Raw genomic sequence first — 15590 nt, 5'->3', positions numbered from 1 at the left:
ACTTATTGATCCTTTTCTGGCGAAGATGTCATGCGGGTGACCACCGGATGGGCCCAAGTACCTTCCGCTTGGTAGTTCAATTCTAGCACCTTCCCCGAATGTCCAAACAATGCCGGCCCCAAAAGCGGCAAACGGCCCAGCAGCCAATCGAAACTCTGCAAGGGATAAACCTGCAAATACAGATTCATCTTCTTGTGGACCATATTCAGGGTACCCGCCCCATGCATGGCCAGGGCGCTGGAACGCAAGCGGATATTTTTACTGTGGGCCACACCATGCTCCAGCGTGAAATCGGCGGAGAGATCATGAAAAAACAGCCCCTCTCCAAAAAGTGGGCGATAGTCCAGGGTGACCAGATCCTTCAACAAGATGGTGGGATTCACGTAAACCAGCCAGGATAGTTCCGTGCCGATTTTCTTGAGTCGCCCATTTTTGAGGGTGGAGTGGATATTTCCCTGCAGATGCTGCACATTACAATCCCAGGGCGCTCCTGGCCAGGAAATTTTCCCGGTATATTGGGCATGGCCATAGTCCAGACTGTGCATCCCCAGTGCTTCCAGAGCGGGGGCGATATTCTGGCTTTTGACGGTTCCCTGCAGGGTAGTCAAAGCAGTATTCCGGGATTGCCAGACCCCGCTGAGATCCCACTGGCTACCCTCCCAATCTCCCCGTAAGGCAGAAATGTGCCAACCCTGATCCGATCTCTCGGCCTCCAGGAGGACATGGTGCAGCGGATATCCATGCCAATCCAGTTCATCCAGATGGGCGAACAAGTCCAGGGGCTTACCCGCTGCCCATGAGGGAGAAACAGGCATTGAAATCCGTTCAGGATGCTGTGCAGATGCCGGGCCGAGCAGCAGTTTCTGAAGATTCAGGCGAATGCTGGCGGCTCGCGTTGGCTCACTGGCTCCCTGGTAGGCCAGCCTGCCGATGGACTGGGGACTTTGCCAGTTCATATGCCAATTCCTGCCATCCAGTCCTCCCTGCAGATGGGCGTGATGCCAGACCTGCCCCAGCAAATGTACCGTCTGCCAATACATATCGAAATGGGTTCGGGGCCAGTCGCCCCCGGGACTTCCTCCCTGAAGCAGGGATAACCACGCATCCACCGGCAAGTCCGCGCCCTGCCCAGTGACGATCACCCCTTTATCCGGGAGCTTGGGGAGTGGTCCCGCGCCCAGACGCAAGGCTGCCGCACGCCACTGCCAATGAGTCGCCATGTGTTGCCAGTCGAGTCGGGCACGGCCTTGCGGGGCTTGTATGCTCAGGGCAAAAGCCCGATTCCAAAGCCCCTGTCCAGATACCCTGATGGGAGTTTCAAGGGCATAATTCCAGTCCAATGGTGCCGGAAGAGTACTCCGGCTACTTTGTAATCGGACCTCTCCCGACAAATGCATTTTGCCCTGTCGCAAGGTTCCGGACAGTTGGTAAGGAATCACTCCCTGCAGTCGGGATTGCCACCGTTCCGGCAGGGGTACTTTCCCGGCTTGCATGTCTCCATGGAGATGCCATTGCAGATTCACCCACTGGCGGCGATCATCCACATGGACCCAGATTTGGGCAGGACCACCCAGAAACTGTCCCTGCAGATTTTGGGCATCGAGGGCATGGCGCTGAAAATACACGGATCCAGAAACGGACCGCACTTGCCATCCCCCGAGCCGCATTCCTGCCCCGCGCAGCTTCAGAATCCCCTGTACCCGGGGTTTTTCATGATGAAACGGCACTTCCAGGGCCAGACACAATCGTGCCGCACCAAAAGGCTGCAGGGGTAGATGGTATGCATGCGGTAAAATGGGAGTCTGGCGCAAAAAAGGCAAAAGCTTCGATAATGGCAGAGTGGTATTCACTGCGCCCTCAAGGGGTGAAGAGCGCCTGCTGCGCAATTCGCTCATGGTCACTTGCGCATCGTTCACCGGCACGCCGGCAATTTCGCCATGGCGGCTACTGATTGCCACACGGTTCCCCGTCCACTGCAAGTGGGCATCCAGATGCTGCAAGTCTGGCCAGTGAGGGGCATAATGCAACCGCACATTCCGGAAATCCGCCTGCAACTTGAGTTGTTGCCCATGGTGGTTTTCAGGCAGGCGCTGCCAGGGACCTTGCCAGCGCAAATCCGCCTGTTTCAGCGTTCCGCTTCGAAAAGCACTGGAAAACCAGTGCTGGAGGGCCGGTGAAATCCCTTGCTGGGGCACAAAAGTGCGAATATCGCGCACCGGCAGATGCTGCAGTTGGGCTTGCAGCAGTAAATGCTGTGGTGTCAACCGGCCCTTGACTTGCCACTGACCCGGCCCCTGAATGCGCAGTGGCATTGCTTGCAGGAACCACTGTTGACCCTGCCATCGACCGGAAATATGGCCAGACACCCCTTGCAAAACCCAGGGATGAGCAAAATATCGGGGCCAAAGTACTTCCAGTTGCGGGCTGTGCAATTGCAGGGAGAATTGCCGGGCTTGCAAAGTCAGGTCTCCCGTCAGCCCCTTCAAACGGGGAGTCTTGCTCAGGGCCGGAATATCCAGCCCCTCCAGCCGGGTTTGTAGTTGCCATTGGATCTTCCGGGAATGTCGGATTTTCAGGAAATGTACCCGAAAATCCTGCAAGTTCCCCTGCCAGGCTTGTAGGGGCCCGTAACGCCATACCTGCGGCAAAAAGGGGCTGGCGATCTCCATAAAAAACGCCGCCGGGATTTGCGGAATGTGGATATCTCCCTGCAATTGCCGCTGCCAGTGGAGTTGAAGTTGGGCGGAGAGCGGCACCATGCCAAGTCCTCTGATCTCGGTCAGTTGCAGTTCGCCGGAACGGGCAGCCCCATGCCAGAGTAATTGGCCCTCTACCCGCTTCCAGACTTGCCCCGAAAAATCCAGATGCTGCCCCGGATGTAACCACTGGAAACGGCTGTGCAGCATTCTTGGCAAACCATCTTGCCAAAGCAGATGGCCCCGGGCATTGAGCTGACCGCTCAGGACCGGAAAACGCGGGTCGAGGGTATGTAGCCAGGCCAGGGGCAAGGCATGCAGCGACCATTGCCCATCCCCCGAGGAGCGGGATGGGTGGGTAAAAAATCCCTGCGCTGCCCCGGCATAATCCAGGTGGCCGCCCTTTGCCCAGTCCAAATGCACCTGCATTTCCGGGCGCAATCCACCCGTACTGCGCCATTGCAAGTGCAGCTGCATAGTCTGGTCCGCATCCTGAAAGGCAATGGTCACATGGCGAATGTCCAGGCGCGCCGGGTCCAGATTGAGCAGCCATGGGCTGCTGGCCTGGCCATTGCGCAGCCCTTTCGGCTGCCAGTCTCCTTGGGGATTCTTGCCCAGTTGGAGCAAAGCCTTTTGCACGGACAATTGCCTGACTACCAGCTCTCCCCATAACAGAGGCACAGGGTAAAGCTGCAAATCCACATCGTTCAGGAATAAATCCGGATGCGCTGAGGGTCCTGCCAACAGCTGCTGAAAGCGCAAGGTCGGTCCATTATCCCATCCTGTCCTGATGGCACTGAGCTGCACGGGTCCGGAAAACCGCTCGGCCAGGGTAGTCTGCAACCAGGTCTGGAGTAGCTCTGGCCTGAAAGTAAAGAGCAGATACACAGCAAACATCAACAGCAGCAGAAGCACAAAAAAAGCCGCTACCATCCGGACCAGGCAGGATGCTATCCGGAGCAGGAACTGCCGCAGTCCTGACGGGTGCGGAGCGTCAGGCACGGAATTCGGTCCCTAGCGAAAAAAAAGCGGAAGAAATGCGCGCAATTCCTGAACAAGACGAGAAGATTTACGGGATATTCAGGGTCATATCATAACCATCTTCAGGTACACTGTGAACATCTCCACTGTCGAGGAAAGCCCGATGCCCGAAAGTGCCTTACCCGCCCTGCTCACCCAAGGTCTGTCATTGATCCCTGTAGACCAGGACGCCATTACCGAGATGGTGAACACTGTCTGGGAAGCATTATCCTCCTCACAACGCCAGGTTTTACTGGACGGTCCCGCAGATTTTTTCCGGCACTGGCTGCAGGTAGCCTGCGCCAGCCCCTTTCTGCGCCAATACTTGCAGCGCCACCCGGCGCAGCTTCTGGAACTGGCCAAAGGCCATATCACTCCCTTTCCCGACCTCGAGGATGCTGATGCAGAAGCCTTTAACATGGCTCTGCGTCGCTACCGCAATGCGCGGATGATCGAAATCCTCTGGCAGGACCGCATGCCGGGTGAGCAGCTACCCAAAACCGTGGCGGCTTTGAGCACCCTCGCTGAAACCTGTCTGCAGCAAGCCTGTGAATATGGCCGGCAATTACTGGAAAAAAGGCATGGGCGGCCTTTGAACGCCGCAGGAGAACCCGCGTATTTCACCGTCATCGCCATGGGAAAACTGGGCGGCAATGAACTGAATGTTTCCTCGGACATCGATCTCATTTTCTGTTTCAGCGAAAATGGCAGCAGCGATGGCCTCCATCCTCTGGAAAACAGTGAATATTTCAGCCGCTTGGGGCGATGGCTGATCCAGACCCTGGATCAGCAGTTGGCGGAGGGTTTCTGTTTTCGCGTGGACATGCGTCTGCGCCCTTTCGGGGAAGCCGGCCCCCTGTGCATCAGTGCTGCAGCCATGGAGCATTACTATCAGGTGCATGGTCGCGGCTGGGAGCGTTATGCCTTCATCAAGGCCCGACCCGTAGCCGGAGACGTGTCCTTCGGAAAGCGGCTGCTGGAAATGCTCCGCCCATTTGTATATCGCCGCTACCTGGACTTTACCGCCCTGCAAGGACTGCGTGAGGTCAAAGCGCAGATGGATGCGGAGCAGGGCGAAAGTCGTCAGGACATCAAGAAGGGCCGGGGCGGCATCCGCGAAATCGAATTCATCTGTCAGTCCCTGCAGATCATTCACGGTGGCCGTCACCCGCAATTACGCGATACCAACACCCTCAGCGCCCTGAATACCCTGCGTGAACTGGGGCTGCTGCCGGCGGATGACTTTGTTTTACTGGGCAAGTCCTACGCTTTTTTACGGAATACGGAACACTGCCTGCAAATGGTGCAGGATCAGCAAACCCAGCAACTGCCGCGCAGCGACTGCGAATGGCAGCGTCTGGCTTGCGCCATGCACTACCCGGATGTGGAAAGCTTCCGTGCCGATCTGGACCAGTTGCGCCAGCAGGTGCATCAGATTTTTGTCCAGACCCTGGCACCGCAAAATGAACTTTCAAGTAACCCCAACAAACAAGGGCAGCAGCTCTGGCGTCATGCCCAGAACCATACGCTGGAAATGCGGCCTGAGGAGCTCCTGCACAGCCTGCATTTTTCCAGCCCCGGCGAAAGCTGGTCACGGCTCTGGCGCTTTGCCCATAGCCGGGATGTTACGCTGCGTCTATCCACAGCGGGACGCCAACGCCTGGATCAACTGCTGCCGCAGATACTGGAAATCTGCGGGCAGGAAGAAAACGGTGACGCCCTCCTCCAACATTTCCTGAACCTGCTGGAAGCCATCCTCAGCAAAGCCAATTATCTGGCGCTCCTTGCCGAAAACCCCCGTTATCTCCAGCATTGCAGTGCCCTGCTGCGCAGTCCCTGGCTGGCGCAGCAACTGGCGCGCTTCCCCGTGCTGCTGGATGACGTGCTCAGCCAACAGCATCCCTCCGGACAATGGCCCGTCATCCTTCAGACCCAGTTAGCCCATGCCGAAGACCAGGAAGAGCGCATGGACACCCTGCGGCGCTTCAAAAATGCCGAACTGGTGCGTCTCGCAGCCAGCTTCTGGACGCGACAATTACCCGTGGAAGATCTGTTGGGTCAACTCAGCACCCTGGCGCAATTGACCTTGCAGACCGCATTGGGCTGGGCCAAAGAGGAGATGGAGCGTCGCCATGGTCGCATCTGCGCCCGAGATGGTGGCCAAGCGGCAGCTTTCGCGGTCATCGCCCTGGGCAAACTGGGTGGGCAGGAAATGGGCTTCGCCTCGGACCTCGATCTGATTTATCTGTATGATGCTCCTCCCGATGCGGAAAGCGAGGGACCGGCCCCCCTCCTCGCTTCCACCTGGTTTGCCCGCCTCGGACAAAGACTCATCCACCTGCTCGGCACATTGACCCGCGCGGGCGTGCTGTATGAGATCGACATGCGCCTTCGTCCCAGCGGTCAGTCGGGGCCTTTGGTCAGCAGTCTGGAAGCCTTCCGCCGTTACCAGCAGCAAGCGGCCTGGGTTTGGGAGCACCAGGCCCTGACCCGGGCCCGCTGGGTAGCCGGGGATCCGCAACTGGGAGCACATTTTGAAGCACTCCGCCAAGAAATTCTGTCCTCCCCCCGTGATTTCCGGACCTTGCAAAATGCCGTGCGGGACATGCGCAAGCGCATTTTCGACAATAAAAACATAGCACCAGGGGCTTTTCATCTGAAGCTCAGTCCGGGCGGACTGACAGATATCGAGTTTCTGGTACAATTTGCTATGCTAAACGCTTGCCCGCAGCAGCCCGAATTGTGTCAGAATACCGGCTGCGCTGCAGCCATTCGTGCCTTGATGCAATCCGGTTTATGGGATACGCAGCAAGGTTCCGTATTGCTGCATGCCTGGCAACTCTACCGGCAAGTAGAAAATGAACGCTGGCTGAATTTGCAGGGAAATAACGTACATGCAGATGACAGCTCGCATTGGGACGCATTGCAGGACGTCTCTCAAAAAGTGCGGCACATCTGGCAGGAATGGATTGGCAGTTATACGGATTAAGGAGAAGTCAGGATGTCTATGGAAGATCGCGACGGTTTTATCTGGTTTGATGGCAAAATGGTGCCCTGGAGAGAAGCTACAGTCCATGGACTGACCCATAGCCTCCATTATGGCATGGGTTGTTTTGAAGGCGAACGGGCTTATGCCACCCCTCAGGGCGCGGCCATTTTCCGTTTGCCGGAGCACACCAAGCGGCTTTTCAACAGCGCCAAGATCCTGCAAATGGATGTCCCCTTCAGCCAAGCAGAAATCAACGCCGCCACCAAGGAGGTGATTCGTGTCAACCAACTGGAATCCGCCTATATCCGCCCGCTCCTTTTCTATGGTGCTGAAGGCATGGGGCTCTCTGCCCAGGGGCTGAAAGTCCATGCCTTGATTGCCGCCTGGAGTTGGGGCAGTTATCTGGGGCAAGAGGCCCTGGAAAAAGGTATTCGCGTCAAGGTCAGTTCTTTCAATCGCCATCAGGTGAATATTCACCTGTGCAAAGCCAAGGCTACCGGCAACTACATGAATTCCATGCTGGCCCAGCGCGAGGCCTCATCCTGCGGATATGATGAAGCCCTGCTGCTGGACCGTGAGGGCTATGTGGCCGAAGGTTCGGGTGAAAATGTGTTCATGGTACGGGACGGCATTTTATACACCCCCACCCTGACCAGCGCTCTGGAAGGCATTACCCGCGACACCATTTTGCGCTTTGCCCGAGATGCCGGCATCCCCATTGTCGAGAAGCAGCTCACCCGTGATGAATTCTACATTGCTGACGAGGCCTTCTTTACGGGCACGGCCGCCGAAGTGACACCCATTCGTGAAATAGACGGCAGAAGCATTGGTGGTGGCAGCCGGGGACCCATTACCGCCCAACTGCAAAGCCGCTATTTCGACACGGTGGCCGGACGTCGGGGTGATCATTCGGAATGGCTGCATCTCGCGGGCTGAGCCATGAAAGACACTATGCACTGCTGCAATCGGAGTTTCATCGAGGTGGAACCCCAGCAGTTGCCACTATGCTGTCCACAACCGGGGATGAGCCGCTGGAATGGCCACCCTCGGGTATTTCTCAACATTGAAGAAAGCGGGGAGGTCCGCTGTCCCTACTGTAGCACCCTGTATCTACTGAAGGGTGGCCCTCTGAAAAAGGCGGCGGGACATTAGAAAAGTCATTGGGGCAACCAGTGCAGGAAAGCCTGCGGGCCGAGGTAACCCTCCTGCTGGGCCTGCACCTGGCCATTGCTGCCTATCGCCATAAAGGCAGGCGGACCCACCAGGTTATAGCGTTTCAATAATGCCCGGCTGCCAGCATCATCCTGAGTGACATCCACGCGAATGAGTACCCGATTGCGCAAGGCATTTTCCACCTCTGGTGTCGCGAAGGTCACCCTGTCCATGCGCGCGCATTCCACACACCAACTGGCCCAGTAATCTATCAGAACCGGCTTACCCTTGGCCTGCTGCAAGGCGGCATCCAGGGCTGCCGGACTTTTGACCACGGTAAAGTGCAGCGCCGCCTGCTGCTTTTGCCTGCTTCCGTTTACCGGCAACAATCGGGCCAAGGGCTGCAGCGGATCACTGGCGCCACTCAGGGCGCCCACGCCCATGACCAAACCATAGGCCAGCAGGAGAATGCCTGCCCCTTTCCAGAAGCGCCGCCAGCCTGCGACTTCTGCCGTCAAGGTATCCAGCGCCCCCAGATAGACGGAGGAAATGATGGCCAAAGCAGCCCAGAGCGCGAGACTGACCGGTCCTGGCACTATCCGGGCCAGCAGCCAGATGGCCACCCCCAGCATCAGTACGCCAAAAATGGCTTTGACCGCATCCATCCAGGCTCCGGCCCGGGGTAGCAGGCGACCCGCCGAGGTACCGATAATCAAGAGGGGTACGCCCATTCCCAGGCTTAAGACGAACAGGGACAGCCCCCCCAGAAACACATTCCCCGTCTGAGAGATAAACAATAAAGCCCCGGCCAGGGGTGCGGCCACACAGGGCCCCACAATCAACGCCGACAAGGCGCCCATGATGAAGCTACTGAACAGATGTCCCCCCTTCCCCATTCGGGAAAGCCGGGTTTGCAGGCTGCTGGGCATTTGCAACTCATAAAATCCGAACATGGACAGGGATAACAGCGCAAAAATCAGGGCAAAAGTCCCCAGAACCCAGGGGCTCTGGAAAGCTGCCTGCAGGTAGGCTCCTGTGATCGCGGCCAACACGCCAGCGATGGTATAGGTCAACGCCATGCCCAGCACATAAGCCAGAGAGAGGGTAAAGGCCCGGGATTTTTGTCCCCCACGTTTCGCCTCCTGGCCGACGATCAGTGCCGACAAAATGGGAACCATCGGGAATATACAGGGAGTAAAGGCCAAGCCCAGACCGGAAATAAAAAACAGTCCCAAAGTCAACCAGAATCTGTCCTGCAGGGCCCCCGCCAGTACCCCGGCATTACTGGAAGGATGCAGATCCACAGCACGGGAGTGCAGCTGGGAAGGAGGTACTGCAGGCGGCGGAGCGGGAGGAGCTGCCAGTAAAGAAACCCGCACCGTCTTGCTCTGTTCGGGATAACACACTCCTGCATTGGCACACCCCTGATAAGTCGCCTTGACTTCCAAAGTATTAGGCGCAGTTCCTTTGACCGAGAAGGGCATCGTCACCGTATTTTCGCCTTCCAGCACCCGCATTTTTCCAAAAGCTGGATCATTCAGCATCACGCCCGGGGGAAGCGTATATTTTCCTGGCAATATGTTGTCGGGCAGCAAGACGATTTTGATGCGATCCCGATAAAGGTGATATCCGGGAGCGACATCCCAACGCAACTGCAGGTGGTTGGGGCTGGCAAGTGTTGCGGAAAAACGGAATGCCTGATCCGGGCTGAGAAAATGTTCGGCAACTGCCAGAGGGGTCATCAAGCCCAATAACAGAAGGGCACTACAGAACATCATGAATCTGTCCCAAAGGGTCCTATGTGTTTGCCGAACAGCCATCCTGATTTTACTCCTACAGCCTGTAGATTCGCCCCCGAAGGGGAAAGTATTGCAGCCTACTCGTCTCAGAAACTAGCAACAAGCAGGCCATCTCATCCCTGGGCAAGCGTTATTATGGATTTTGGAAAGATGTGAACGGCCTTGGAACTTTTTGAAAAGTCCATGCTCCAATTTTATGCAAGCGGCTGTGATAGGTTGCGAGCGCATGTTTCTTCCTCCTTTGGTGGTTTTAGGGCGAATCTACGGATTTCGCCCTTCTTTTTTCCGACCGGTCGGGATGTTGCTTGCCAAAAGTCACATCATTTGCTAATATGCCTATGCGATCTGCTTCTGTAGTTTTGGATTGCGAGCGCATGTTTCTTTCCTCCTTTGTGGTTTTAGGGCGACTGTAGCGTCGCCTTTTTTTACATGGAGCCATAGCCATGACCGCTTCTGCCGAACGCCCCTTTACCCTCGTACATGCCAACGGTGAGCGGCTCTCCGGCCTCATCCATGAAAACCATCAGGATCCGGTGGGTATTTTTCTTCCCGGCTTTGCATCCAACATGCAGGGCTCCAAATCCCGGCTTCTCGCAGAATATGCCCAGAATCAGGGCTGGTCCTGGGTGCGCTTTGACCCTCGTGGCGTTGGCCGTTCTGACGGGATTTTTGAAAAATTGACCCTTAGCCGATATCTGGAGGATCTCCGCCTCGTTTTGCAGATGCTGGAAAACCGGCCAGTCATTCTGGTCGGTTCCAGCATGGGCGGATGGCTGGCGGCCATTGCCGCCACGCGCTGGCCCCAACGCTTGCGCGCTCTTCTCCTCATTGCACCCGCCTTCAACTTCATTCAAACCCTGTTTCATGCCCTTTCCGCAGAAGATCAGCGGCTCTGGCAAGAAAGCAATCTCCGATGCTGGCAGGATCATTACGGACTCGGAGAATTGCGCATGCGCTTCGATCTGGTGGCCGACAGTTGGCAATATGATCTGCTGCGCTTTCCGGCGTACCTGCACTGCCCCGTTGAAATCCTGCATGGCACTGAGGACGAAGCGGTACCCTTGCAACTCAGCTACCAGTTCGCGGCCAGCACCCATGGCCAGCAACTGGCCGTGCGCCCAATTTCCGGCATCAATCATCGCCTGCAGGGGGCTGACCCGGTGCTGCTGCAGAGTCTCCATACGCTCTGGCCTGCGAGTGTTTAAGGAAATTCAAGCTAAAGCGATCAGAGCCAGCAAGCCCCTTGACAGCAAAATCTCAGCGCCTATGATTAGCACTCGATGGGTGTGACTGCTAACAACACCCAGGATGAAGACATCCATTCACTGGTAAACACGAGGAAATAATCAATGAAACTGCGTCCTTTACATGATCGCGTCGTCATTCGTCGTCTGGAAGAAGAGCAGAAGACTGCTGGCGGGATCATCATTCCCGACACCGCCAAGGAAAAGCCGGTCCGTGGCGAAATCGTCGCTGCAGGCCACGGCAAGATTCTGGAAGATGGCAAAGTCCGCGCCCTGGATGTGAAACAAGGCGACCAGGTACTGTTTGCCAAATATGCCGGCACCGAGATCAAGGTCGAAGGTGAAGAACTGCTGGTGATGCGTGAAGACGACATCATGGCGGTCATCGAAAAGTAAGTGTTGCTGAATAGCCACCCATATTCATCTATTTTGAGGAGTTTTTATGCCAGCCAAACAAGTTGTCTTTGCTGAACACGCCCGCGAGAAAATGCTGCGCGGCGTCAACGTACTTGCCGATGCCGTCAAGGTCACCCTGGGTCCCAAAGGCCGTAATGTGGTACTCGACAAGTCATTCGGTGCCCCCACCATCACCAAGGATGGCGTCTCCGTCGCCAAGGAAATCGAACTGGCCGACAAATTTGAAAACATGGGCGCCCAGATGGTGAAGGAAGTGGCCTCCCAGGCTTCCGACGAAGCCGGTGATGGCACCACCACCGCCACCGTTCTGGCCCAGGCCATCATCCGCGAAGGCCTCAAGGCCGTCATCGCCGGCATGAACCCCATGGACCTGAAGCGCGGCATCGACAAGTCGGTCGTCGTCGTCGTCGAAGAGCTGAAGAAGCAGTCCAAGCCCTGCAAGACCCAGAAGGAAGTGGCCCAGGTAGGCACCATTTCTGCCAACTCTGACGACTCCATCGGCAAGATCATTGCCGAAGCCATGGAGAAGGTCGGCAACGAGGGCGTCATCACCGTGGAAGAAGGTTCCGGACTGGCCAACGAGTTGGATGTCGTCGAAGGTATGCAGTTCGACCGCGGCTATCTCTCTCCCTACTTCGTCAACAACCAGGACAAGATGGTTGTCGAGCTGGAGAATCCCTATATCCTCCTGCACGACAAGAAAATTTCCTCCATTCGCGACATGCTGCCCATCCTGGAGCAAGTCGCCAAGTCCAGTCGCCCGCTGCTGATCATTGCCGAAGATGTGGAAGGCGAAGCATTGGCCACTTTGGTCGTCAACACCATGCGCGGCATCATCAAGGTGGCCGCAGTCAAGGCTCCAGGCTTTGGTGATCGCCGCAAGGCCATGCTCGAAGACATGGCCATCCTGACCGGCGGCCGCGTGGTCTCCGAAGAAATCGGCATGAAACTGGAAAGCACCACCCTCGCCGATCTCGGTCAGGCCAAGAAAGTGGTCATCGACAAAGAAAACACCACCATTATTGATGGTGCTGGCCAGCAGAGCGAAATCAAGGCCCGTGTCGAACAGATCCGTCGTCAGATGGAAGACGCCAGCTCCGACTATGATCGTGAAAAACTGCAGGAACGCGTAGCCAAACTGGCTGGCGGCGTTGCGGTCATCAAGGTCGGCGCCGGCTCCGAAATAGAAATGAAGGAAAAGAAGGCCCGTGTCGAAGACGCCCTGCACGCTACCCGTGCGGCCGTCGAAGAGGGCATCGTCCCCGGCGGCGGTGTGGCGCTGGTCCGCGCTCGTCATGCACTGGAAGGCTTCAAGACCGCCAACCACGACCAAGACATGGGTGTGGCCATCATCCGTCGTGCCATCGAAGAGCCGCTGCGGCAGATCGTCGCCAATGCTGGCGGTGAAGGCAGCGTGGTTCTGAACAAGGTGGTGGACGGTAAAGACGGCTACGGCTACAACGCCGCCACCGACGAATATGGCGACATGTTCGAGATGGGCGTCATCGATCCGACCAAGGTCACCCGCACCGCGTTGCAGAAGGCCTCCAGCATTGCTGGCCTGATGATCACCACGGAAGCCATGGTCACCGAACTGCCGAAGAAAGACGACAAGGCAGGCGGCGATATGGGTGACATGGGTGGCGGCATGGGCGGCATGGGTGGTATGGGCGGCTTCTAAGCCTTTTCATCCAGACGTCTGCAGTGCCAGTCAGAAACCGGCCTCCATTGGGGGCCGGTTTTTTATAAGCTATTGGTAAAGCCATTATCTGATGGAAACTGGATACACAACCACTCTGGAAAAAGCAAAATTTACCGTTTGAGGTTTTGTTCTATCCATTAGGTCATACGTTCGTGCATCCTGTGCAAATCCACATCATCCGCCATGGGCGGTCCACTTCTTTACCCTATAACCCGCAGATATTCGCGACGCATGGCGTGATAAGCAAGTCCCAACTCAGGTGAAATTTTTCCTTATTTCCAAGCGCTTTAGTTACGACAACCGCAACCAGTAGCACGGTAAATGGTCATTAAAATCAAACAGCTTGAAATTGCACCGCTGTCCAGCATGTACTGGCATGGACGAGGGCGGGGGATAAGGGCTGGGGACTGGCATCCTCAGCAGCATGATTCCAGCGATCTCATCATGGCCGCCCGTAATGGACAATGGATCACGCGGCCATTAAATAACCCCCTACACATCCAGGTCACTCGCTATATACTCAACAACCCCATAGGGTTTGGTCTATTTCAGCAGGACCGTCGATTTTCCAACTATGAAGGTTTGACTACACAATATCAAAAAAGGCCCAGCGTATGGATTCACCCCCTCAATCATTGTAGTTTTCTTAAGATCAATAATGTTTGAATGGTAAACATCACTGGGCATGGGTCATACGGTATCCGCAATGGATCGCCTCTATCCCTGATGCGGTATGCACTCATTTTTCTGCGTACGTCGCGCGGGTTACGTTTGCCACGACTTGTGATGGCGCAGCCATGGGCGATTTCCCGCAAGACGCTCTGTAACCAGACAGACCTGCCCCGAGGGGGAATAGCGGCGACTGCCGAACGAAAGACGGCGATGCAGGACGCGCACCACGATGGAGGAAGGACAGGTCCTGGGCTGCCTGACGGATTTGTGCTGCCGGTTCGGCATCGAGGATGCCTCCAAGATATATTCGATCACCCGCACGCGAATCCCATGGTGCTGTTTTTCCCGGCCTGCGGACGTGCTGGTGATGATTCTCCAAGCGAGCGGTTTATTTCTCTCGCCTTCGGATACGTCACACACAGAAGATGCAGGAGATTTACCCACCGCACAGTTCCTGCGGACCATTCATGGCATGAATGCCCTGACCGATGCGGCCAATGTGCTGATCTACGAATAGGGCACATCCAGAAAGTGCTGCCCATGAAGCCGTGGATGACTTGTTTGAACAGGTCAAAAAAATGCCCAAGCTGGTCTGCAAGCAGGATGAAATGCTGCCCCATAATACTTTCATCCTGTCTTCAAACAGCTTTGGGCCAGAAATGCTGGTGGGATACGCCACCAATACAGCCATGTTGATAGTCAACCATTTTGCGCTGGACCTTTTGGACTACTAGGACGCCAGGATACCCGCAAAAACGGCTGCATGAGTTTCAGGAGGGTTATCAGGAAGTGGTGCATGATTGTTCGTTGCAGGCTGAAGGGCACGGATTTTTAATCAAGGAGTTGAGTTCGGCGCAACACACTTTGCATAAGGCCCTGAAAGTCGTATGACGGTGACCAGAGAAGATTTAACCGTGCTTATCCGGAGTCCTCGACGTAATCTTTGGCCTGCGATAAAATTCCCACACCTAGGCAGGAAACCCGGCCGGGTGAGCGGGAAGATCCGGATGGAGGGAATCCTTGCGCAATCTCCGCCTCACCGGTTGCCGCGCTTCCATCAGGCGGGAGCCGCAAGGAGGATGCCGATTCCACGAAGGAACGATCCTCATACCCCAGCCTAGAGAAAGCCCGCAGGGAAGAAGCAAATGGCGGAATCAAAGGAGACCGGCATAATGGAAAAGGCACAGCAGAGGGCGACAAGCGAGACAGGCTCAGAGGAGGCTTCTTCTCTCCAAAAGGGGCAGTGGGCGGCCATCTTCGATTGGGATGGCGTGCTGATCGACTCCGCGGACCGCCACTTGGAAAGCTGGCATCGTCTCGCCCGGGAGGAAGGGAAGCCGCTTCCGCCTGACTTCTTTCTCCCCTCCTTTGGAAAAACCAACAACTGGATCATTCCCCAGATCCTCCGCTGGACGGAGGATCCTCAGGAAATCTCCCGACTCGGGGCAAGGAAGGAAGCGCTTTACCGGGAAGTCGTCGCGGAGCAGGGAGTTTCCCTCTATCCCGCGGCAGTGGCCTTCTGTGCATCCCTTGCCAGGCGATCGGTGCCCATGGCCATCGCTTCCTCGACCGCGCGCGCCAATATCGAGCTTACCCTGGCGCAGACGCATCTTCGGCATTTCTTCCGAACCATCGTCTCGGCGGAGGACGTGCAGCGGGGCAAACCCGATCCCGAGGTCTTTCTGCTCGCCGCCCAACGCTTGGGGTTCACTCCGGAGCGCTGCGTCGTCTTTGAAGACGCTCCCGCCGGAGTGGAAGCGGCGAAGCGGGCGGGCATGTGGGCCATTGCCGTCACGACGACCAACCCGGCGGAGGCGCTCCAAAGGGCAGACCGAACATTGCCCAGTTTCGTAGGGCTGACCGCCGTTGCCATCGAGGAGTGGTTCTTCTCCTAGCCAG

At 56.5% G+C, this 15590-nt stretch carries 13 protein-coding genes; 11 read left to right on the top strand and 2 right to left on the bottom strand.

Translation table 11 applies throughout. From position 1 onward, the window contains the following. Positions 1-2: 2 nt before the first annotated feature. Positions 3-3698: a YhdP family protein gene (locus tag ACJU26_RS06350; protein ID WP_414041668.1), complete on the bottom strand. Its 3696-nt coding sequence runs from the start codon at positions 3696-3698 to the stop codon at positions 3-5. Positions 3699-3840: 142 nt separating this feature from the next. Between ACJU26_RS06350 and glnE the strand changes: the two genes are divergently transcribed. The 3 genes from glnE to ACJU26_RS06335 are packed head-to-tail and all read left to right on the top strand — an operon-like array spanning position 3841 to position 7857. Further along, positions 3841-6705 (top strand): bifunctional [glutamate--ammonia ligase]-adenylyl-L-tyrosine phosphorylase/[glutamate--ammonia-ligase] adenylyltransferase, encoded by a 2865-nt coding sequence (gene glnE / locus ACJU26_RS06345; protein WP_414041667.1) that lies wholly within the window; start codon positions 3841-3843, stop codon positions 6703-6705. Positions 6706-6717: 12 nt separating this feature from the next. Continuing rightward, positions 6718-7641 (top strand): branched-chain amino acid transaminase, encoded by a 924-nt coding sequence (locus ACJU26_RS06340; protein ID WP_414041666.1) that lies wholly within the window; start codon positions 6718-6720, stop codon positions 7639-7641. A 3-nt stretch (positions 7642-7644) separates the two neighbouring features. Continuing rightward, complete coding sequence (locus ACJU26_RS06335) at positions 7645-7857, top strand: zinc-finger domain-containing protein (protein ID WP_414041665.1); 213 nt, start codon at positions 7645-7647, stop codon at positions 7855-7857. A 5-nt stretch (positions 7858-7862) separates the two neighbouring features. On the opposite strand, the gene dsbD is transcribed toward ACJU26_RS06335, so the two are convergent. Next, complete coding sequence (gene dsbD / locus ACJU26_RS06330; protein WP_414041664.1) at positions 7863-9635, bottom strand: protein-disulfide reductase DsbD; 1773 nt, start codon at positions 9633-9635, stop codon at positions 7863-7865. A gap of 464 nt (positions 9636-10099) precedes the next feature. Between dsbD and ACJU26_RS06325 the strand changes: the two genes are divergently transcribed. The 8 genes from ACJU26_RS06325 (at position 10100) to ACJU26_RS06290 (ending at position 15586) form a co-directional block, all read left to right on the top strand. Then, complete coding sequence (locus ACJU26_RS06325) at positions 10100-10861, top strand: alpha/beta hydrolase (RefSeq protein ID WP_414041663.1); 762 nt, start codon at positions 10100-10102, stop codon at positions 10859-10861. 144 nt (positions 10862-11005) lie between these two features. After that, on the top strand, positions 11006-11296 hold the full coding sequence (groES, locus tag ACJU26_RS06320) for a co-chaperone GroES (RefSeq protein ID WP_414041662.1): 291 nt from the start codon (positions 11006-11008) through the stop codon (positions 11294-11296). Between the two features lie 46 nt (positions 11297-11342). Continuing rightward, complete coding sequence (gene groL / locus ACJU26_RS06315; RefSeq protein ID WP_414041661.1) at positions 11343-12998, top strand: chaperonin GroEL; 1656 nt, start codon at positions 11343-11345, stop codon at positions 12996-12998. Positions 12999-13144: 146 nt separating this feature from the next. Beyond that, a complete protein-coding gene (locus ACJU26_RS06310) occupies positions 13145-13282 on the top strand; it encodes a hypothetical protein (protein WP_414041660.1) in 138 nt (45 codons plus the stop codon). Between the two features lie 58 nt (positions 13283-13340). Next, entirely contained in the window at positions 13341-13685 is a 345-nt protein-coding gene (locus tag ACJU26_RS06305; protein WP_414041659.1) for a glucan biosynthesis protein, read from the top strand. Between the two features lie 235 nt (positions 13686-13920). Continuing rightward, positions 13921-14208, top strand: a complete 288-nt coding sequence (locus ACJU26_RS06300; protein ID WP_414041658.1) for a hypothetical protein — start codon at positions 13921-13923, stop codon at positions 14206-14208. 31 nt (positions 14209-14239) lie between these two features. Then, positions 14240-14425 (top strand): hypothetical protein, encoded by a 186-nt coding sequence (locus ACJU26_RS06295; RefSeq protein ID WP_414041657.1) that lies wholly within the window; start codon positions 14240-14242, stop codon positions 14423-14425. A 438-nt stretch (positions 14426-14863) separates the two neighbouring features. Beyond that, positions 14864-15586 (top strand): HAD family hydrolase, encoded by a 723-nt coding sequence (locus tag ACJU26_RS06290; RefSeq protein ID WP_414041656.1) that lies wholly within the window; start codon positions 14864-14866, stop codon positions 15584-15586. Positions 15587-15590: the final 4 nt, after the last annotated feature.

This window comes from Acidithiobacillus sp. M4-SHS-6 (assembly GCF_047421495.1).
GTDB lineage: Bacteria > Pseudomonadota > Gammaproteobacteria > Acidithiobacillales > Acidithiobacillaceae > Acidithiobacillus.
The sequence above is the reverse complement of the archived record's forward strand: the minus strand, read 5'-3'. Positions and strand labels throughout refer to the sequence as shown.